This is a genomic window from Rhodospirillaceae bacterium (assembly GCA_002728255.1).
Lineage (GTDB): Bacteria > Pseudomonadota > Alphaproteobacteria > UBA7887 > UBA7887.
In genome coordinates this window covers 1-19,113 of the sequence record PBWV01000049.1, presented here as the reverse complement: position 1 = coordinate 19,113, position 19,113 = coordinate 1, and the positions used below count along the sequence as shown (strand labels likewise).

General features: G+C 48.8%; 18 protein-coding genes and 2 tRNA genes. 15 read left to right on the top strand and 5 right to left on the bottom strand.

Annotated elements, in window-relative coordinates:
- The 3 genes from CMM32_12225 to CMM32_12215 form a co-directional block, all read right to left on the bottom strand.
- Window positions 1–112: integrase (locus tag CMM32_12225; GenBank protein MBT07655.1), on the bottom strand; the 112-nt coding region annotated here is incomplete at its 3' end.
- Between the two features lie 3 nt (window positions 113–115).
- Window positions 116–901 carry an integrase gene (locus tag CMM32_12220; GenBank protein ID MBT07654.1) on the bottom strand — a complete coding sequence of 262 codons (786 nt, stop codon included), beginning with the start codon at window positions 899–901 and terminating at the stop codon, window positions 116–118.
- A gap of 91 nt (window positions 902–992) precedes the next feature.
- Window positions 993–1,081, bottom strand: a tRNA-Leu gene (locus tag CMM32_12215).
- Window positions 1,082–1,199: 118 nt separating this feature from the next.
- Between CMM32_12215 and CMM32_12210 the strand changes: the two genes are divergently transcribed.
- The gene (locus CMM32_12210) at window positions 1,200–2,108 is read left to right on the top strand and encodes a complex I NDUFA9 subunit family protein (GenBank protein ID MBT07653.1); all 909 of its coding nucleotides are present in this window, start codon (window positions 1,200–1,202) and stop codon (window positions 2,106–2,108) included.
- Window positions 2,109–2,125: 17 nt separating this feature from the next.
- On the opposite strand, the gene CMM32_12205 is transcribed toward CMM32_12210, so the two are convergent.
- Window positions 2,126–2,938, bottom strand: coding sequence for an undecaprenyl-diphosphatase (locus CMM32_12205; protein MBT07652.1), 813 nt, complete (start codon window positions 2,936–2,938; stop codon window positions 2,126–2,128).
- A gap of 326 nt (window positions 2,939–3,264) precedes the next feature.
- On the opposite strand from CMM32_12205, the gene CMM32_12200 reads away from it, so the two are divergent.
- The 4 genes from CMM32_12200 to CMM32_12185 all read left to right on the top strand — a co-directional run bounded on the left by CMM32_12200 (window position 3,265) and on the right by CMM32_12185 (window position 7,154).
- Window positions 3,265–3,930 (top strand): glutathione S-transferase, encoded by a 666-nt coding sequence (locus CMM32_12200; GenBank protein MBT07651.1) that lies wholly within the window; start codon window positions 3,265–3,267, stop codon window positions 3,928–3,930.
- Between the two features lie 13 nt (window positions 3,931–3,943).
- Complete coding sequence (locus tag CMM32_12195) at window positions 3,944–5,161, top strand: mechanosensitive ion channel protein MscS (GenBank protein ID MBT07650.1); 1,218 nt, start codon at window positions 3,944–3,946, stop codon at window positions 5,159–5,161.
- The gene (gene queG / locus CMM32_12190; GenBank protein MBT07649.1) at window positions 5,145–6,266 is read left to right on the top strand and encodes a tRNA epoxyqueuosine(34) reductase QueG; all 1,122 of its coding nucleotides are present in this window, start codon (window positions 5,145–5,147) and stop codon (window positions 6,264–6,266) included. The genes CMM32_12195 and queG overlap by 17 nt, the downstream gene beginning before the upstream one ends.
- A 72-nt stretch (window positions 6,267–6,338) precedes the next feature.
- Entirely contained in the window at window positions 6,339–7,154 is an 816-nt protein-coding gene (locus CMM32_12185) for an NAD(P)-dependent oxidoreductase (GenBank protein ID MBT07648.1), read from the top strand.
- Window positions 7,155–7,169: 15 nt separating this feature from the next.
- Here the strand turns inward: CMM32_12185 and CMM32_12180 are convergent, their stop codons facing one another.
- Window positions 7,170–7,919 carry an alpha/beta hydrolase gene (locus CMM32_12180; GenBank protein MBT07647.1) on the bottom strand — a complete coding sequence of 250 codons (750 nt, stop codon included), beginning with the start codon at window positions 7,917–7,919 and terminating at the stop codon, window positions 7,170–7,172.
- Window positions 7,920–7,985: 66 nt separating this feature from the next.
- Here CMM32_12180 and CMM32_12175 point away from each other — a divergent pair, with 66 nt between their 5' ends.
- The 10 genes from CMM32_12175 to CMM32_12130 all read left to right on the top strand — a co-directional run bounded on the left by CMM32_12175 (window position 7,986) and on the right by CMM32_12130 (window position 19,111).
- Window positions 7,986–9,146, top strand: coding sequence for a glycosyl transferase (locus CMM32_12175; protein MBT07646.1), 1,161 nt, complete (start codon window positions 7,986–7,988; stop codon window positions 9,144–9,146).
- A 3-nt stretch (window positions 9,147–9,149) separates the two neighbouring features.
- A complete protein-coding gene (locus tag CMM32_12170; GenBank protein ID MBT07645.1) occupies window positions 9,150–10,091 on the top strand; it encodes an ADP-heptose--LPS heptosyltransferase in 942 nt (313 codons plus the stop codon).
- A 75-nt stretch (window positions 10,092–10,166) separates the two neighbouring features.
- A complete protein-coding gene (locus tag CMM32_12165; GenBank protein MBT07644.1) occupies window positions 10,167–12,074 on the top strand; it encodes a threonine--tRNA ligase in 1,908 nt (635 codons plus the stop codon).
- A gap of 82 nt (window positions 12,075–12,156) precedes the next feature.
- Window positions 12,157–12,684, top strand: a complete 528-nt coding sequence (locus tag CMM32_12160) for a translation initiation factor IF-3 (GenBank protein MBT07643.1) — start codon at window positions 12,157–12,159, stop codon at window positions 12,682–12,684.
- A 118-nt stretch (window positions 12,685–12,802) separates the two neighbouring features.
- Window positions 12,803–13,003, top strand: coding sequence for a 50S ribosomal protein L35 (locus CMM32_12155; protein MBT07642.1), 201 nt, complete (start codon window positions 12,803–12,805; stop codon window positions 13,001–13,003).
- Window positions 13,004–13,011: 8 nt separating this feature from the next.
- The gene (locus tag CMM32_12150; GenBank protein MBT07641.1) at window positions 13,012–13,374 is read left to right on the top strand and encodes a 50S ribosomal protein L20; all 363 of its coding nucleotides are present in this window, start codon (window positions 13,012–13,014) and stop codon (window positions 13,372–13,374) included.
- A 126-nt stretch (window positions 13,375–13,500) separates the two neighbouring features.
- A complete protein-coding gene (locus CMM32_12145; protein ID MBT07640.1) occupies window positions 13,501–14,586 on the top strand; it encodes a phenylalanine--tRNA ligase subunit alpha in 1,086 nt (361 codons plus the stop codon).
- Entirely contained in the window at window positions 14,583–17,000 is a 2,418-nt protein-coding gene (locus tag CMM32_12140) for a phenylalanine--tRNA ligase subunit beta (protein MBT07639.1), read from the top strand. The genes CMM32_12145 and CMM32_12140 overlap by 4 nt, the downstream gene beginning before the upstream one ends.
- Before the next feature lie 22 nt (window positions 17,001–17,022).
- Entirely contained in the window at window positions 17,023–18,822 is a 1,800-nt protein-coding gene (locus tag CMM32_12135) for an elongation factor 4 (protein MBT07638.1), read from the top strand.
- Window positions 18,823–19,021: 199 nt separating this feature from the next.
- Window positions 19,022–19,111: transfer RNA gene (locus CMM32_12130), tRNA-Ser, on the top strand.
- The last annotated feature ends 2 nt before the right edge of the window (window positions 19,112–19,113 follow it).

Below are 19,113 nucleotides of genomic sequence, written 5' to 3'. Positions count from 1 at the left end.
GTCCTGTTATTGCTGCAACTTCTACAACATTAAGACCTAGTTCAAAGAACCTACTGGTAGCTTCGTGCCTCAGGTCATGAAAGTGAAGGTCTTGTAGATCAGCTCTTTTCATAGATCAATCCCAGAGCCCTCTCAGGGCACCAATGGAGATCGGAAAGACAACTCCGGAGATATCTCTTGGCAATGCCTGGAGTTCCTCACAAGCCTTCTGGGATAGGGGAATATCTCTTTCTTCTCCGTTCTTAGTCAGGGGCAGGTGTGCCCAGTTCTTATCCAGATGTACGTGTTTCCATTCCAGAGAAAGTAATTCTCCTCGTCTCATTCCGGTTTCCAGAGCAACCATTACAAGAGGTTTGAACCAGTGATTGTTTCTTTTTCCACACTTTTGCACTAACCGATCATATTCCCCCTCAACGAGCCTTCGATCTCTTGGCTTGTTTTCTTTGGGTTTCTTTACAAGGGCAACAGGATTGCTGGGCAGCTTAAAGCCCCATTCCATCCTGGCTGTATTTAGGACGAGTGACAGGAGGCTGAGATCCTTTGCCACAGTCGTTCCGGAGACCTCTTTCAATCGTTCATCCCGGAACCGGGCTATATGACTGGATTGCAGGTCAGCCAATCTGAGAGCAGTTATCCGATGCTGGCATAGCTTGTGGATCCGGGAGAGTTCCTGAGGTGCACCACGTTTGGTAGGGGTGATGTCTCTTCCATATCTCAACAGAAGTTCCTTGAGGGTGCAGTCCTGATCCGGGGAAAGCAGCCCTAATTGCATAGCCCTTTCGGTTTTCTCTCCCCATCGTCTGGCATCGGTTTTGGATGTAAAGGTCTTTGACACATGAGGGAGACCACGGCATCGTATCCGGACACGATAGACACCATATTCTTTGGTTACACTTGGCACTTTTTATCCTCCTTGGCCGGTGAGTGGCCGGTAAGGAGTTTTCAAAAGGTTGAAATGATCTATTAATGAAGTATGAAACGTATAGTGGGGGTGGTGCCCAGGAGAAGACTCGAACTTCCACGACCGTTAAAGGTCACCGGCACCTGAAGCCGACGCGTCTACCAATTCCGCCACCTGGGCATGGACGACTGTGTCCGTACCTCGGTAGTGGCCTTGTGTCAACGCTGAGGATAGGTGGAGAGGTCTTGGCGTGATGAGTATTAACAGAGTGGTCAGTCAAGCTATGGGATAGCGACAAGTGGAAAAGTCTTTAGTAGTTGTATTTGGGGCGACTGGGTTCATAGGTCGCCATGTGGTCCAGAAGTTGGTCAGTCGGGGATATCGAGTGCGAGCCGCAGTTCGGAGGCCTGAACAAGCGCTATTCCTAAAATCTATGGGTGATGTTGGCCAAGTGTCATTGATCCAGGCTAATGTCTGTTGTGAGCGCGATGTTGTTGAGGCGACTGCAGGGGCTGGTGCAGTGGTGAATTCAGTAGGTATCCTGGCTGAGAGAGGAAACCAAAATTTTAACAACCTGCATGTTTTTGGCACTCAACTAATGATTAAAGCAGCCGTAAATGCCAAGGTTCGGCATTTTGTGCAAATCTCTGCTATTGGAGCTGACGTCACTTCTCCCTCTACATACAGTAGAAGCAAAGCTTTGGGCGAGGCTGCGGTCAAACATTTCCCTGGTGCTGTCAGCATTTTGCGGCCAAGCTTAGTATTCGGGGTCCAGGACAAGTTTTTTAATCGCTTTGCGGCCATGTCGCGGTTTTCGCCGATCATGACCATTATAAATGGTAGTGTAAGGTTTCAGCCTGTATATGTGGGAGATGTGGCTGAAGCTACTGCCCGTGTATTGGTGAAGGCGCCAAAAACTAAGAATGTTATAGAGCTAGGCGGTCCTGTTATTTACTCCTTCAGGGAGTTAATAGAATTGATTCTTCAACAGGCGGGCCGACGCAGATTTGTGGCATCGATTCCGGGCCAAATGGCTATGCCGATGGCGTTTCTTCTCGGACTTTTGCCAGATCCTCCGCTGACAATAGACCAGGTGCGATTGCTTCGGAGGGATACTATTACGTCGCCAACTTCACAAGGGCTCTCTGATCTTGACATTGTGCCGACGCCTCTCGAGGTAATTTTGCCGCAGTATCTGCTTCATTGATTTGATTTTGTCTAACCCTAAAATAACTCGTGTATGTTGTAAGTCCAAGCCAATAAACCAATTCCCAATAGTAGCCTATAAACAATGAGCGGTGTGAAGCTAGAGCTCCGTAGCCACTTCATCATTGCGACTATCGCTCCCAGACTAGCTACAAAGGAGAGTCCACCAGTTATCAAAATTGGAGTAGCTAGCTCACTTGTTCCGTCGTGGACCAATGTAAGGATGTTATAGCCGCAGGCCGCCATGATTATAGGGATAGCTGTTAACATGGAGAAGCGTGCCGAGTCAGTTCGGCTGTAGCCGCATAAGCGTCCAGCAGTTATGGTTACGCCTGCCCTACTGGCTCCAGGGATTAGGGCTAATACTTGAAACAAACCCACTAAAGCAGCATGGGAAAATTTCATTTGCTCCAGGGGCCTCTGATTGCGTGTCATCTGGTCGGAGAGGTAGAGGACAACTGCGCCAATGATGGTTGCCCAGGCAATTATTTCAACATGGCGAAACAAATTGGGTTTAATAAGCACCAACGCGCATCCTGCCAGTATTGTTGGGGTAGACGCCATGGCCAAAAACCCAAGAAATTGGGTGTGTTTGTCCCGACGTCCCATGCTAAGATGGCTAAGTCCGCGGCCAACACTAATGATATCATTGCGAAAATAGATTAAGACAGCGCATAAGCTTCCTGAATGGGCGGCTATATCCAAAGCCAATCCATGATCTCGCCATCCGGTTAAGGAGGGAATTAATGCGAGGTGTCCAGAGGAGCTGACTGGTAAAAATTCAGTTATCCCCTGGACTATGGCTATTAATGTGAGGTGGGTAAGTGGCATGAACTTTCGGCGTTTGGCATCCGTCTTATGAATAACTCGTGCAACGTAACGGTTATCGTTTGGCAGTGCGGGTAATGGTCTAGACCCACTGTAAGAGTTTATAAAACCTGGAGCACGTTATTTAATACACGACTCACTGGATTGGGTACAGGGCGATATTTGTCGGACGCTATCCCCTTCTCGGAGGGAAATCTGTTATGATATCGTCTGTTGATCTTAGCCTATGATCGAAATGATATTGTGTTAGGCGTAATTTGGCCGGATGATCGGTATTGCCAAATGGTAGGGTTTAACTTTTAGTTATTGGATTGGGAACGTATTAAATTATGCGGGTCGTATATCATCTTCAATTTTCGCCATTTAGCCGGAAGGTCCGGCTGAGCTTAGCCGAGAAAAAGCTAGAATTTGAGCTTCGGCTCGAAGATGTATGGCACCCAAGACAGGAATACCTTGCGTTAAACCCCGCTGGACAAGTGCCTGTTTTGGTGGACGACGGGATCACAATTGCTGATTCGACAGCCATTGTTGAGTATTTGGAAGAGGCTTATCCATCGCCCGCCCTCATTGGGCGTTCCCCAATATCAAGGGCAGAGGCTCGTCGCTTAAGTTTGTGGTTTGACTTGAAATTTTTTGACGAGGTTTCAAGAAACATAGTGCACGAGAAGTTAGCTCCACATTTATTCCGGGCATCAGAGCCGAATTCAGAACGAATAAGAATTGGTAGAGAAAATCTGCGTCGTCACTTAGAATATATTGGCTTCTTGATAGACAGAAGGAATTGGCTTGCGGGTGAAGATCTTACATGCGCGGATTTGGCAGCAGCAGCACATTTGTCGGTGATTGATTACCTGGGAGACGTTCCTTGGGAGTTACATGAGAGCGCTAAGGGGTGGTATTCTCGTCTTAAATCTAGGGCTAGCTTCCAACCTCTGCTTGTTGATCAAATAGCGGGCCTCTCTCCAGCTGATAGCTACGCAAACCTGAACTTCTGAGGTAGGTTATTGAATGGACAACACTAAGTCGATCCTAGAAATTCTGGCGGTAGAGGCCGTCCTCGGTATGGGTTGTTTACTGCTAGTAGCAGTCTGCAGTTTTGTGCTTACCCGCAAAGTTGTGCTTCGGCTCGTCATCCAAGCTGCGGGTCGTACCAACACAATGTGGGATGATGCTTTGGTTGAGAGAGGGGTCGTCGCGCAGGGCAGTTACCTTGTGCCGGCGGTTGTCGTGTACTTTGGCTTAGATTTTCTTTCTTTCGATACTGAAATATTGGCCCGGGTTGTGCGGGCTTGGTTCGTGTTTTGTTTAGTGATTATGCTGAGTAGGCTGCTAGGGGCAGGTGCCGATATTTATGAACATTACCCGATCTCCAATAGGCGTCCTATTAAAGGGTACATTCAATTAGCTAACCTGATTGTATTCTTGGTTGGTGCCATTCTCGCTTTGTGTACTTTGCTTGATATTTCTCCATGGGGGATTATGAGTGGACTAGGGGCAATGACAGCTCTTCTGATATTAGTCTTTCGGGATACAATTTTATCCTTGGTGGCGTCCTTGCAAATTGCTGCTTACGATATAGTCCGCGCAGGGGATTGGATTGAGATGCCCGGACTCGGCGTTGATGGTGACGTGATAGATGTTTCGTTGCATACTGTCCGGGTCCAAAACTGGGATAAGACAATTATTACAGTGCCCACCCATCGACTGATCCAAGATTCATTCAAAAACTGGCGCGGAATGACAGAGGCCGGTGGCCGCCGCATAAAGCGGAGTTTGCTGGTCGATCAAACGAGTATAAAATTTTTAGATCAGGCGACTGTGGACAGGCTGTCCCAAATTGAGAAACTGCAACCCTATCTGGCGGACAAGATGCGCGATCTGGCTACTGCCAATCGCGGCAGAGAGGGCGGTGATGTGCCATCACTTAACCGTCGGGAGCTCACTAATGTAGGTACTTTTAGGGCTTATGCAGAGGCGTATCTCAGAGAAAACACGAGTATCCACAATGAGATGACGTTTATGGTGCGTCAGTTGCCCCCATCATCCAATGGCCTTCCTATAGAGATTTACGTATTTTCTAACAACACGGATTGGGAAATGTTTGAGGCTATCCAGGCCGATATTTTTGACCATCTTTTGGCAGCCTTGCCAGCTTTTGAGCTTCGTTTGTTCCAATTGCCAACGGGCTTTGATATGCGGATCATGGCAGATGGTAGCACAGCTTAACGCAATAATAAATTATGCGCGGTCCATAGGGTTTGACGACGTGGGAGTAACTTCCCCTTCTGTCCTAAGCGGCTCCCGCGATGGTTTAAGAAATTTTGTTGCTCTGGGAAGACATGGGGGCATGTCTTGGATGGAACGAAACGTTGATAAGCGTTCTGATCCGACTCGCCTGTGGCCTGACGTTCAGTCTGTAATTGTTGTAGCGGCGAATTACGGCCCAGACGTTAACCCTCGTGATGTATTATTAAAGAAAAATTCTGGAGTTATCTCCGTTTACGCACAGAACCGGGACTACCACAAGGTCCTTAAGGGCCGCTTAAAGCAGCTTGGTAGTTGGGTGGAGGCTAATTACGGGGGTGAGTTGAAAGTTTTTGTGGACACTGCGCCGGTTATGGAAAAACCACTTGCCCAAGCTGCTGGAATTGGTTGGCAAGGAAAACATACCAACTTGGTTTCGACGCAATTTGGATCATGGTTGTTTTTGGGTGTTTTATTTACCACTTTGCGCTTAACGCCCAGTGACTCAGCGGGCGACACCTGTGGGAGTTGTCGGAGGTGCCTGGATATTTGCCCCACGCAAGCATTCCCTAAGCCTTATCAAATAGATGCACGTCGATGCATTTCGTACCTGACGATTGAGCATAAAGGAATTATTGATCGTGAGTTTCGTCGTCCCATAGGCAATAGGATTTTTGGATGCGATGATTGTTTGTCTGTATGTCCATGGAACAAATTTGCACAAAAAACCAAAGAATTGAAATTTGTTTCTCGAGATGATCTCCGGGAGCCGCTGCTTAGTGTTTTGGTCAGCCTTGATGAGGAGAAATTTCGCTCCTATTTTTCGCAATCACCGGTGAAACGGATTGGCAGAGATCGCTTTATCCGTAACGTGTTGATAGCTATTGGGAATAGCGGAAACCCTAAGTTTGTTGACGCTGTAAAGAATAAATTATCGGATAAGTCGAAAATTGTTCGGGCAATGGCCGTCTGGGCTTTGGCTAATCTCGTGTTACCTCATGATTTTAGACTCTATCGCAATCAGCACTACTTTGATGAGGTGGACTTTGACGTACGTAATGAGTGGGATGAGGTGGAGATAGTCTGATTGGATAAGAAAAGCGTCCGTCGGTTATTTGTATTTGGTTTAGGCTATGTCGGGTTGTCCTTTGCCCTGGCAATGAGGGATGCTGGGTGGAAGGTAGAGGGGACGTGCCGTACTGAGAAACGAAGGCAAGAACTACTACGGTCCGGTTTGGAAGCTTTTGTTTTTGATGGTCAGAAAGCGCTTGCCGAGATAAGTCAGCAAATTGTGGTGGCGGACGCCATCTTGTCATCAGTGCCGCCGACCACAATTGGCGACCCTGTGTTGGAGATTTTTGGAGCCGATATTTGTAGGAAGGTCGGTGGTTCTTGGCTCGGCTACTTATCGACGACGGGTGTTTATGGTGACTGGGATGGCAAAGAGGTTGATGAAAGTTTCCGACTGCGCGCAACCAGTAATCGGGGGCTTCGCCGAATAGCAGCCGAGAAGGCGTGGCTCAGACTTACCAAAAAAAAAGGTTTGCCGGTTCATATTTTCCGCTTGGCGGGTATCTATGGTCCGGGCAGGAATATTCTCGATAAGATACGGGCAGGCACGGCAACCAGAATTCAAAAACCAGGCCATGTGTTTTCGAGGATCCACGTGGACGATATCGTTTCGACTCTTGCGGCTTCGATCCTGCGGCCTCGAGCGGGTGCAACATACAACGTTTGTGACAATGAGCCTTGTTCCCAACCCCAGATAGTCGAGCACGGTTGCCAATTGCTAGGTGAGAGATTGCCCCCTTTAATAGATTTCGAGGCTAGGGCCAAGGAAATGTCGCCTCTGGCCCGCAGTTTTTGGGAGGATCGCCGGCGGGTGAGTAATAGATTGATCCGCGAAGAGTTAATGGTAAATTTGCGGTTTCCTACCTATAGAGAGGGTCTAGCATCATTAGTGGAGAGAGGTTAAGGGGCCTAAGTCTGGTTAAGGAAGGTCTTGTACCGTCTGGATCAGTTTGTCTATGGAGTCGGGGTCACTCAGACGGTGATCTCCATACTTTATCAGTGTGAGTTCAACGTCAGGTGTATCTAATGCTTCTGCTAGTTTGATTGATGTTTCCCAAGGTACGGAGCTGTCTCTGAGCCCATGAATGAGGCGCACTGGACATTGGAGATTTATCGCTCCACCCAATACCAGGTTTCTTTGGCCATCTTCTATCAGAAGTTTTGTGAACAGGTATGGTTCTTCGCTATACGGCGAGTAAATATATGCGCGACCACTTTGTCTAAGCTCTGCAAGTTGCTTTTCACTCAGTTCATCCTCCAATAAACGTTTAGTAAAATCGGGTGCCGGCGCAACTCCCACCAGGGCTGCTATTAAGCTCTTCCTGGCCAATGCTACGAGTATCATTATCCAGCCACCCATGCTGGAGCCAACAAGAATTTGTGGCCCCTCTGTCAATGAATCAATGACGGAGAGAGTATCCAGAGTCCAGGTGGTAATAGTACTTTCTTCAAAGGAGCCAGTCGAAGCTCCGTGCCCTCTGTAGTCAAAGCGGATAAAGCTTTTATTGTTTTCCTGACAAAATTTTTCCAGCGCCAGGGCTTTGATTCCAGTCATGTCTGACCTGAAACCCCCCAGAAAGACGATGCCGGGAGTTTGTCCAATAGTTCGAGTGTAGGCGAGTTGGACTCCGTGGGGAGTTTGCAGATGTCCCGTAGTTGTTTTAGACATGGTAGTTTACTATTCCGATGTTAAGTTCCGTCTTCTAATCCTAGCAATGTTAGCATGACCTGAGCCATGACTGTTACAAACCTTTCCGATCCAGTAATTCTACAGGTGTTGCCCCACATGGGTGCTGGCGGTGTTCCACGGGGGGTTATCGATATTGCCTCCGCTTTGGTAGAGTCTGGTTGGACGGCGTTAGTGGCATCCGAGGGTGGCTATGGGGTGCACGAGTTAAGGAGGGTTGGCGCGAAACATATTCAAATGCCCCTGGCTAGTAAGAATCCTGTGACTATTTATCGAAATATTGAGAGGCTTCGGAGGCTGTGTGTCGATGAACAAGTGAGCTTAATTCACGCTCGAAGCAGAGCCCCAGCCTGGAGCGGATATTATGCGGCGCGAGCTTCCGATATCCCCTTTGTGACGACGTTTCATGGTACGTACGGCCACAAGGGAAAATTGAAAAGGCGTTATAATGATGTGATGACCCGGGGAAATGCGGTAATTGCGATTTCAGAACATATCGCGAGACACATAGAGACGGTTTATGGGGTCAAGGACAAGAGGGTAAGGATTGTTCACAGAGGGGTCGATACTGAGTTGTTTGAGCCGGGGAGTGTTAGTTCGGAGAGAGTGATAGCTTTGGCTAAGCAGTGGCGTTTAACGGAACCCATTCCAGTGGTTATGATGTCGGGGCGCTTGACCAGATGGAAGGGACAGCAGGTTCTCATAGAGGCCCTGTCCATTCTTGGCAGGGAGGATATACGGTGTTTATTTATTGGCGATGATCAAGGTCGGGGCGGTTATAGAAGGGATCTTGATGCCTTAGTCAAAAAACTCAACCTCAGCAACATTGTGCACTTTCCTGGCCATTGTAGAGATATGCCGGCAGCTTACATGCTTGCTGATGTTGTGGTTTCCGCTTCCACGGATCCAGAGGCTTTTGGAAGGGTAATGGTTGAGGCGCAAGCAATGGGAAAGCCTGTAGTCGTTAGTAGCCACGGGGCCTCGACCGAATTGATAATTGAGGGTGAGACAGGGTGGAGTTTTGTGCACGGTGATCCCGAATCGCTGGCAAAGGCTTTGAAAATTGCGCTTTCTCTATCCGAAAAACAAAGAGAGGGATTGGCACATAAGGCTATATCGCACGTTACTACTCATTTCACAGTCGCACAGATGCGGCAACAAACTATGAGGACCTATCGCGAAGTGTTACAGATGGATCCGCTGAGGTAAAAATTGTCCGGAATTCTTGTGATAAAGCTTGGAGCATTAGGCGACTTCATTCAAGCATGTGGGCCTTTTAAGGCTATCAGAGATTACCATGCTGGGGCCAAGATAACATTGCTCACAACGGTTCCCTTTGTTCCGTTAGCAGAAGCTACGGGGTATTTTGACATAGTATGGATTGATCCCCGTCCTTCCCTGTTCCAAATTTCCGGATGGGTTCGGTTGCGGCGGTTATTGCGATCCCAAGAGTTTACCAGAGTTTATGATTTGCAAACTTCAGATAGGACAGCTTTTTACTTTAGATTATTTGAGCGTTCCCGTCTCCCAGAGTGGTCTGGGATAGTTCGAGGCTGTTCTCACCCCCATCGCAATCCGAAACGGGATTCCATGCATACCTTAGAGCGGCAGTCAGAGCAGCTTGGCCAAGCGGGCATAGATCATGTGCCATTGCCGGAACTAGGTTGGCTTAGGTCTCCTGTGGAGAAGTTTAGGTTGCCGAAAAAATATGCTTTGTTGGTGCCTGGCGGGTCGGCAAAACGACAAAATAAGCGGTGGCCCGTCAAGCGGTATAGGGAAGTAGCCGGAAAATTGGTCTCATCGGGAATAAATGTATTTTTAGTGGGGGACGCAACAGAAAGAGAGTTGCACGCCCAGATAGCCGAGGGCTTGGATGGTGTAGTCTCACTAGGGGGGAAAACTAGTCTCGCGGAACTTGCAGAATTGAGTCGTTCCGCAGAGGTAAGTGTGGGCAACGACACTGGACCTATGCATATTATTGCTGCCGGCAAGCGGCCAACCGTTGTTCTTTTTGGTGTAGCATCGGATCCAAAGCTCTGCGCGCCGCGTGGTCAAAATGTCAGGTGTCTGATGGGAGTTGGTATAGGCTCTATAAGCGATCTGCCAGTTGGAGACGTTTGGGCCGCAATCAGAGACGTGGCAGTGTTAGCTTGACAGGTTTGCAGTGGATAGCGCATTGTCCGCGCCCAACAAGAAATAGGACGACTGGTGTCTGATAGCTTGGCCAAAATAACCGTTAGTCTTCCCGACAGTACTTCCAGGGAATATAACAAGGGGGTAACTCCCTACGAAGTGGCGCTCGATATAGGGGAAGGCCTTGCGAAGGCCTCCCTAGCTGCCGAGGTCAATGGGACATTAGTTGACCTATCTATTCCTATTGAAGCTGATGTTAGTTGCAAACTAGTAACCGTTCGGGACGAAGAGTCTTTAGATTTGATCCGGCATGATGCGGCCCATGTTTTGGCGGAGGCTGCAAAGGAGTTGTGGCCAGATATCCAGGTTACAATTGGTCCCGTTATTAAGGATGGTTTTTACTACGACTTTGCAAGGGAGGCTCCCTTTACACCAGAAGATTTGGTTGCCCTGGAGGCCCGTATGCACGAGATAGTCGACCGGGATGAACCGATAACCAGGGAAGTGTGGGGCAGACAGGAGGCTTTGGAGTTTTTTGCAAGTATAGGGGAGAGCTATAAGGCGGAGATAGTGCGTGAACTTCCGGAAGATGAAGTGTTGACGGTCTACAAACAGGGAGAGTTTGTGGATCTATGTCGGGGCCCTCACTTGCCTTCCACAGGCAAACTTGGAAAAGCATTTAAGTTAACAAGGATAGCAGGTGCTTATTGGCGAGGAGATAGTCAGAATGAGATGTTGCAGAGGGTCTACGGGACCGCTTGGGCTAGCGAGAAAGATCTGCGGAGCTACTTAGATAGACTTGAAGAGGCAGCGCGGCGGGACCACCGTCGTCTTGGAAACGAGATGGACTTGTTTCATATTCAAGAAGAGGCAACCGGGAGTGTGTTTTGGCATGACCAAGGCTGGACACTGTTCAGGTTAATTGAAACGTACATGAGGAGATGTTTGGAGGGTAACGGCTACTCAGAGGTAAAAACCCCGGCTTTAATTGATCGTAGTTTGTGGGAGAGGTCAGGCCACTGGGATAAGTTTAGGGAACATATGTTTACCGCAGCGTCGGAAGACAGGGTTTTAGCTCTGAAGCCCATGAATTGTCCAGGCCATGTTCAAATATTTCGTCAGGGACTGAAAAGTTATCGTGACTTGCCGTTACGGATGGCCGAATTTGGCGCTTGCCACCGCAATGAACCGTCGGGGGCACTTCATGGTTTGATGCGTGTTCGTGCATTTACTCAAGATGATGCCCATATTTTTTGTACGGAGGATCAGGTTAACAGTGAAACGGCAAGGTTTTGTGAGCTGCTTCTGGGAATTTATAAAGACTTTGGTTTCGATGATGTAATAGTCAAGTTTGCGGATAGGCCTGAGGTTCGGGCTGGGACGGACGAAACATGGCAAAAGGCAGAATCTGCTCTGAAGCACGCTTTGGATCAGACAGGTTTGGAGTATGAAGTCAATCCGGGGGAAGGCGCATTTTACGGCCCAAAGCTTGAGTTTGTTCTGCGGGATGCTTTGGGAAGGGACTGGCAGTGCGGTACCCTGCAGGTTGATTTTGTGTTGCCAGAACGTCTAGAGGCGACCTACGTAGGAGAAGATGGGTCAAAGCATAGGCCGGTAATGTTGCATCGAGCTATTTTGGGTTCATTTGAAAGATTTATTGGGATTCTCATTGAGCATTTTGGCGGGCGTTTCCCCACTTGGTTAGCGCCGACCCAGGCAGTAGTAGCTACGATTACCGAGGCAGCGGATGATCATGCGGGTACGGTCCATAAGGCGCTGGTCTCGGCGGGAATTCGGGCCACTTTGGACGTCCGTAACGAGACAGTTAACTATAAGATTAGGGAACATGCTCTTAAAAAAGTGCCAGTAATCGTGGTCGTTGGATCTAGGGAGGCGGAAGATGGAACGGTCTCTCTGCGGTGGCGGGGTGAAAAAAAACAGGAAGTACTTGCGTTAGATCAGGCTGTTGATAAACTTTTGGGTCGAGCCATGGCGCCAGTGTGAGAACGGTCCGGTTTGAAGGCAAGCTGCACAGGGTAAATGGATCGGGCCAAGAAAAGTATGAGGAGAAGGATAAATAGCTAGAATTCAGCAACCCGCACCGCCAGCTAAGGATGGGCCGCGGGTAAACGACCAGATCGGTGTGTCGTCAGTCCGGTTGGTTGATGAAAATGGAGAGATGCTTGGGGTTTTGTCTGTGCAAGATGCCCTTGAGAGGGCTAGGCAATCTGGGTTAGATTTGGTAGAGGTTTCGCCGAATGCGGCCCCACCTGTTTGCAAAATATTGGATTATGGAAAATTTAAATATGAGGCTCAGAAACGAGCCAACCAAGCCCGAAAAAAACAAAAAACCTTTGATGTAAAAGAAATCAAAATGCGGCCGGGAATAGAGCAGCACGACTATGCCGTAAAGATGCGGGCTATAACTAAATTTCTTGAGGCAGGCGATAAGGTTAAGGTGACAATGCGTTTTCGCGGGCGTGAGATGACCCACCAGGAAATTGGAATGGGGGTCCTCATGCGGGTGCGTGACGATTTAGAAGATTTGGCGAAGGTAGAGCAAAGTCCCAAATTGGAAGGCAGGCAAATGACTATGGTTGTGGCGCCACTTTAGCTACGTCTTAGTTGGCCCCTTTGCGTCTAGAGCTTGCAAAGCTGCCTATGCATGGTTATAAACCGAGCCTGCTTAAGACAGAAGAATAGTTGGCCTAGAAGCTGGGTAAGAGTGGATTATGCCGAAGGTAAAGACGAAGTCGAGTGCCAAAAAGCGCTTTAAGCTGACAGCAACTGGCAAGGTGCGGATGAACCATGCTGGGAAGCGCCATGGCATGATTAAGCGGACAAATAAGTTCATCCGTAATGCCCGCCACTCTACGACTATGGCCTCTGCGGATGAGAGGATCGTAAAGCGGAATTTTCTGCGTAACGGATAGGTGTTCCAATGTCACGAGTGAAACGCGGCGTAACCAAGCATTTTCGCCATAAAAAAGTATTGAAGGCGGCCAAGGGGTATTATGGGCGCAGAAAGAACACCATCAGAGCTGCCAACCAGGCGGTTGAAAAGGGGCGCCAGTATGCTTATCGAGACAGGAGAACGAAGAAGCGTGTTTTTCGGGCTTTGTGGATTCAGAGGATAAATGCTGGGGCTCGGCTTAACGGCCTGACTTATGGTAATTTTATCTTTGGACTGTCTCGGGCCGGGATAGATCTAGATCGTAAGATACTGGCGGACCTGGCGGTTACGCAGCCGGAGGCGTTTAAGGAGCTGGTCGATCAGGCGAAAGCTGCATTGGAGGCTGCCTAGTCGCATATCTGTGGCGGGGAATTTGGGGGGAAGTAGGGTCCGTTGGTAGGATGCCTCACCAGGCCACTGTCGCCTGCCAGGGAAAAGGCTTCTTTTTTTCATACCAATTAAAGTTAAAATGTGCCCATGGATGCAAAACTGCTAAGTGACCAGATTCGGGATGAATATATTGGTATGATCGCTGAGGCCCCGAGCCTTGCGGAGCTGGATAATCTCCGGGTAGCCCTGCTCGGGAAGAAGGGTCGCGTTAGCCAGCTGCTAGCTAAGCTCCGGGACTTGAGTTCCGAGGAAAAACAGGTGGCAGGAGGTGTTTTTAACAAACTAAAAGAAGAGCTAAACCAGGCCGTAGAGGCGCGGCGCTCGATGCTAGGTGCTGAACAATTGGCGGCCAAGCTTTCGCGTGAGTCCATCGATATTACGGCTAGTGTCAGGCCAGAGCGGTTAGGGACAATCCATCCAGTAACCCAGGTACTGGATGAGGTGATAGAAATTTTTGCTGGGATGGGCTTCTCTGTGGCTGAAGGTCCAGATATAGAAACAGAGTATAATAATTTTACAGCTCTTAATATTCCGGCTGACCACCCAGCCCGTCAGATGCACGACACCTTTTATCTCCCTGAGCGAGAAGATGGAAGTCGTCCATTGTTAAGGACCCACACATCGCCCGCTCAGGTAAGAACAATGACCCAGGCTTCTCCGCCCCACCGGATTATCGTCCCGGGGCGAACGTACCGCCATGATTATGATCTAACCCATACTCCTATGTTTCACCAGGTTGAAGGGTTGGTTGTGGATAAAGATATACATATGGGACATTTGAAAGGGTGTCTAATTGATTTTGTGCGGACGTTTTTCGAAATTGATAATTTGCCACTGCGATTTCGTCCAAGCTATTTTCCATTTACGGAGCCGTCGGCGGAGGTAGATATCGGCTGTTCTGTGGAGGGGGGAGTAAGAACTATCGGCGAAGGTGCAGATTGGATGGAGATTCTTGGATGCGGGATGGTAAACCCCCGGGTACTGTTAAATTGTGGCTTGGACCCTCATGAGTGGCAGGGGTTTGCCTTTGGGGTTGGGATTGACCGGATTGCGATGTTGAAATATGGCATCCGGGACTTGCGGAGATTTTTTGATTCGGATCTACAGTGGCTGAAAAATTATGGGTTCTCTGCTTTAGACTTGCCAACTTTAGGTCAGGGTTTGAGCCGATGAAATTCTCCCTCGGGTGGCTGCGAGAACACATAGAAACGGATGGTGATCTGTTAGAGATAACAGATCGTTTAACCATGATAGGCCTAGAGGTAGAGAGTGTAACCGACCTCAAGAAAACACTAGAGGACTTTGTAGTTGGTCATGTGGTATCCACCCAGGCGCACCCAAATGCTGATAGGTTGCGTTTGTGTGCTGTAGACATTGGCCCCGAGGTGTATCAGGTGGTTTGCGGGGCTCCTAATGTTCGTTCGGGAATGAAGGCTGTATTTGCTCCCATTGGAGCGCGTATCCCCGGGGGAGATTTTGTTCTCCAGCCAAGGGACATTCGTGGTGTCACGGGCCAAGGTATGCTTTGTTCTGAAAAAGAATTAGGCTTGGGCGATGATCACTCTGGGATAATTGAGTTGGACGCTGAGTTGAAGCCGGGTGATAGTTATGCAGCAGCTGTGGGTCTTGACGACCCTGTAATAGAGATTGCGATTACCCCAAACCGTGGGGACTGTTTAGGTGTGGAGGGCGTTGCTCGCGATCTTGCAGCAAGCGGGTTGGGTAAGATAATAACACCGCAAATTGCTCCTACCCCTGGAAAGTTTGAAAGCACAATTGGAGTTAGTTTTGGATTCATCCCCGAAGCTGCCGACGCGTGCCCTTATTTGGTTGGAAGGCTGATTAAAGGTATCAAAAATGGACCGAGCCCGATGTGGCTCCAACGGAGGTTGCACACCATTGGGCTGCGACCAATATCGATGTTGGTTGATGTGACCAATTTTGTGACATTTGATCGTTGTCGTCCGCTGCATGCCTTCGACGCCGATAAGGTTAAAGGAGATATTCATGTCCGCACGGCACGATCGGGGGAGATAATAGAAGCCCTCGATGGTCAGACCTATGAATTGACGGAAGATGTGACGGTAATTTGTGATGACTTGGGCCCTATAGCTATAGCGGGGATAATAGGAGGCACTCGGACAAGCTGCACTGAGGCCACTAGGAATGTGTTTCTGGAGTCTGCCTTATTTGATGCAACCCGGACTGCGGCTACGGGACGTAGGTTAGCTGTAGAGTCTGATGCTAGGTATCGGTTTGAAAGAGGAATTGATCCGGAGTCAGTCAATTCAGGAAGTGAGATGGCAACTAAGTTGTTGATAGAGTTGGGCGGTGGTGAACCTAGTACTGCCATAACCATTGGGGCCAAGCCAGGAAAAGCAGAGGAAATTTCATTTAGGCCCCAACGGGTTGCAGATTTGGGGGGCTTGGTCGTCTCAGCTGCAGAATGTAGGGGTATTTTGCAAAGGCTGGGCTTTGCATGTGAGGGTGGGGAGAAACTTTTTCAGGTTATTCCGCCGACTTGGCGTCATGATATTGATGGTGAGGCGGATTTGGTTGAGGAAATTCTGCGAATAAAAGGATACCAGTCGATACCCCCAGTTTCTCTAGACCGCAATGGTTTGCCTCGTCCAGCGTTGTCTTTGGTGCAGCGTCGGATTCGGTCTGCGGGGAGGGTTTTGGCTGCACGAGGCCTCAATGAATGTGTTACGTGGTCCTTTGTAAGTCAGGTTCAAGCTGAGAAGTTTGGGGGTGGACAGGCAGAGCTAAAGCTCTCCAATCCTATTACTGAAGATCTTGGTAATTTGCGACCATCTCTTCTTCCTAATCTTTTATCGGCTGTTTCACGAAATACGGCCAAGGGGCATGCGAACTTAGGCTTATTTGAAGTTGGGCCTCGGTTTTTAGGCGATTTGGAGGCAGATCAACAAATTGTCGCCGGCCTAGTTCGTTCTGCAGAAATTTCGGGTCGGCATTGGCTAGCCAAACCCAGGGATGCAGATGTTTTCGATATTAAGGCCGATTGTTTCGCATTGCTCGAATACTTTGGCTTTTCCATGGAACGCGTCTCTTTGTCGACGGACACTCCTATTTGGTACCATCCAGGGCGTTCTGGGCAAATTAAGTTAGGGCCACAGAGGGTCTTAGCTACCTTTGGTGAAGTCCATCCAGGCATTTTATCTGACTTCGGAATTGAGGCGCGAGTGGTGGGGGCTGAAGTGATCTTAACTAACCTTCCTGCTCCGAAGTCAAGAAAATCTCGTGCTCGTCCGGTGCTTTCTGCGGTCGATTTGCCCGCCGTGGAACGAGATTTCGCCTTTTTGGTTGGGGCGGAGGTTCCCGTGGGCGACCTGCTACAAGCTGTGCGTTCACTTAGCGGAAAGGATTCGACGCGATCTATATTTTCCAGTGTAAATTTGTTTGACGTGTACAGCGGACGAGGGATTGCTTCAGGAAGCAAATCGGTAGCACTTGGTGTTACTATTAGTCCAAAAGAAGAAACTCTAACAGAGAAAGAGATTCGAAGGATTTCCGATTCTATTATTGCGAAAGTTGAAAAAGTAACTGGTGGAAAGCTTCGGAAATAGTGTTTTTTACTGAAAGCGTCGTATGACTGACCAGCAACACATTCGCAATTTTGCCATCATCGCCCATATCGACCATGGTAAATCAACATTGGCCGACCGCCTAATTGAAAGGTGTGGAGGTCTAGAGGCTCGGGAAATGAAAGCTCAAGTCTTGGATTCCATGGATATTGAGCGGGAGCGAGGCATTACTATAAAGGCACAGGCTGTCCGCCTAGCGTACAAGGCTAATAACGGCCAGGAGTACATACTGAATTTGATTGATACGCCGGGCCATGTGGATTTTACATACGAGGTGAGCCGGAGCCTTGCAGCATGTGAGGGCTCCTTGCTGGTTGTGGATGCTAGCCAGGGAGTGGAGGCGCAAACATTGGCTAATGTGTATCAGGCATTAGAAGCGGATCATGAAATTGTACCCGTCCTGAATAAGGTGGACCTGCCAGCAGCGGAACCTGACCGGACGCGCCAACAAATTGAGGAGGTGATAGGCTTGGATGCTTCGGAGGCACTGGAGGTATCTGCAAAGACGGGGCTTGGCGTTGATGGTGTGTTGGAAGCCTTAGTCAACCAGTTGCCAGCTCCTTCCGGTATAGTGGAGGGTCCTCTCAAGGCCCTTCTAGTGGATAGTTGGTATGATTCCTACTTGGGCGTGGTAGTACTCGTCAGGGTGCGCAATGGTGTTTTGCGGAAGGGACAACGAGTGCGTTTTATGTCATCTGGTATGACGCGACAAGTCGAAAAGGTCGGTATTTTTACCCCTAAAGGGGTGGCTGTGGATGAATTGGGGCCGGGGGAGGTTGGCTTTTTGACAGCTGCCATAAAGACGGTGGCGGAGACTGAGGTTGGCGATACTATTACAGATGATAGGAATCCTACTGAGACCCCTTTAGAGGGCTTTAAGCCAAGTGTTCCTGTTGTTTTTTGTGGGCTCTATCCGGCTGATAGTGCGGATTATGAGGACCTCAGAGATAGTTTAGCTAAACTTCGGTTGAATGACTCGAGCTTTCACTTTGAGGCGGAAAGTTCCGCTGCTTTAGGCCTGGGTTTTCGCTGTGGGTTTTTAGGATTGCTGCATCTAGAGATTGTGCAGGAGAGGTTGGAACGAGAGTTCAATTTGAATTTGGTAACTACGGCTCCTAGCGTAATTTATAAAGTATCCTTAACAAATAAGACGATGTTAGAGCTTCACAACCCTGCTGATTTGCCAGATGCGGTAAGGATAACCGAGATGGCGGAGCCCTGGATTAAGGCTACTATAATGGTTCCTGACGACTTCCTAGGTGGGATTTTGGAGCTTTGTACGGATCGACGGGGTGTGCAGATTAATCTTACATATGTGGGCAACCGGGCTATGCTTGTGTATCGCTTGCCACTAAACGAGGTAGTTTTTGATTTTTATGATCGACTGAAATCAATTAGCCGGGGGTATGCTAGTTTTGATTACGAACTTGAGGGATATGAGACTGGTAATTTAGTAAAGGTAGCAATTTTAGTTAACGGAGAATCCGTAGATAGCTTGTCTTTCATCGTTCATAGAGATAAAGCGGAGGTCAGGGGCAGAGCTCTTTGTGAGCGCTTAAAATCTCTTATACCTCGGCAATTGTTTAAGGTGGCTATTCAGGCGGCTATAGGTGGTAAAGTTATAGCGCGCGAAACCGTTAGTCCCTTGAGGAAAGATGTTACCGCAAAATGTTATGGTGGCGATATAACAAGAAAGCGCAAGTTGTTAGAAAAGCAAAAAGCTGGAAAAAAACGGATGCGTCAGGTAGGTAATGTTGAAATTCCTCAAGAGGCGTTCCTTGCGGCTCTTAGGCTGGATGGTTAAGGGTGAGTTCAGTAGACCGAAGTCTTAAAGATAGGCAGCCGTGGCGATAGCCTTTGAGAAATTGCCCCTCCCCTTATTATTTTACAGCAGGGGTCCCAACTCCATTGTTATTTGTTTTATCAGAGCGCAATGTGAGATATGGGATACACTAGAACATTGACTGATCGACTACTTTTTAGTACCAGCCGGTTAGCTTCATGGAGAGGTGGCCGAGTGGCTTAAGGCGCACGCTTGGAAAGCGTGTGTGCGTTTACGCGTACCGTGGGTTCGAATCCCACCCTCTCCGCCACT

Excerpts from the sequence above, each read along its gene's own strand:
- CMM32_12205 (MBT07652.1), bottom strand. The coding sequence starts at position 2,938 with ATGCCACTTACCCACCTCACATTAATAGCCATAGTCCAGGGGATAACT.
- CMM32_12200 (MBT07651.1), top strand. The coding sequence starts at position 3,265 with ATGCGGGTCGTATATCATCTTCAATTTTCGCCATTTAGCCGGAAGGTC.
- CMM32_12195 (MBT07650.1), top strand. The coding sequence starts at position 3,944 with ATGGACAACACTAAGTCGATCCTAGAAATTCTGGCGGTAGAGGCCGTC.
- queG (MBT07649.1), top strand. The coding sequence starts at position 5,145 with ATGGTAGCACAGCTTAACGCAATAATAAATTATGCGCGGTCCATAGGG.
- CMM32_12185 (MBT07648.1), top strand. The coding sequence starts at position 6,339 with ATGAGGGATGCTGGGTGGAAGGTAGAGGGGACGTGCCGTACTGAGAAA.
- CMM32_12180 (MBT07647.1), bottom strand. The coding sequence starts at position 7,919 with ATGTCTAAAACAACTACGGGACATCTGCAAACTCCCCACGGAGTCCAA.
- CMM32_12175 (MBT07646.1), top strand. The coding sequence starts at position 7,986 with ATGACTGTTACAAACCTTTCCGATCCAGTAATTCTACAGGTGTTGCCC.
- CMM32_12155 (MBT07642.1), top strand. The coding sequence starts at position 12,803 with ATGCCGAAGGTAAAGACGAAGTCGAGTGCCAAAAAGCGCTTTAAGCTG.
- CMM32_12150 (MBT07641.1), top strand. The coding sequence starts at position 13,012 with ATGTCACGAGTGAAACGCGGCGTAACCAAGCATTTTCGCCATAAAAAA.
- CMM32_12145 (MBT07640.1), top strand. The coding sequence starts at position 13,501 with ATGGATGCAAAACTGCTAAGTGACCAGATTCGGGATGAATATATTGGT.
- CMM32_12140 (MBT07639.1), top strand. The coding sequence starts at position 14,583 with ATGAAATTCTCCCTCGGGTGGCTGCGAGAACACATAGAAACGGATGGT.
- CMM32_12135 (MBT07638.1), top strand. The coding sequence starts at position 17,023 with ATGACTGACCAGCAACACATTCGCAATTTTGCCATCATCGCCCATATC.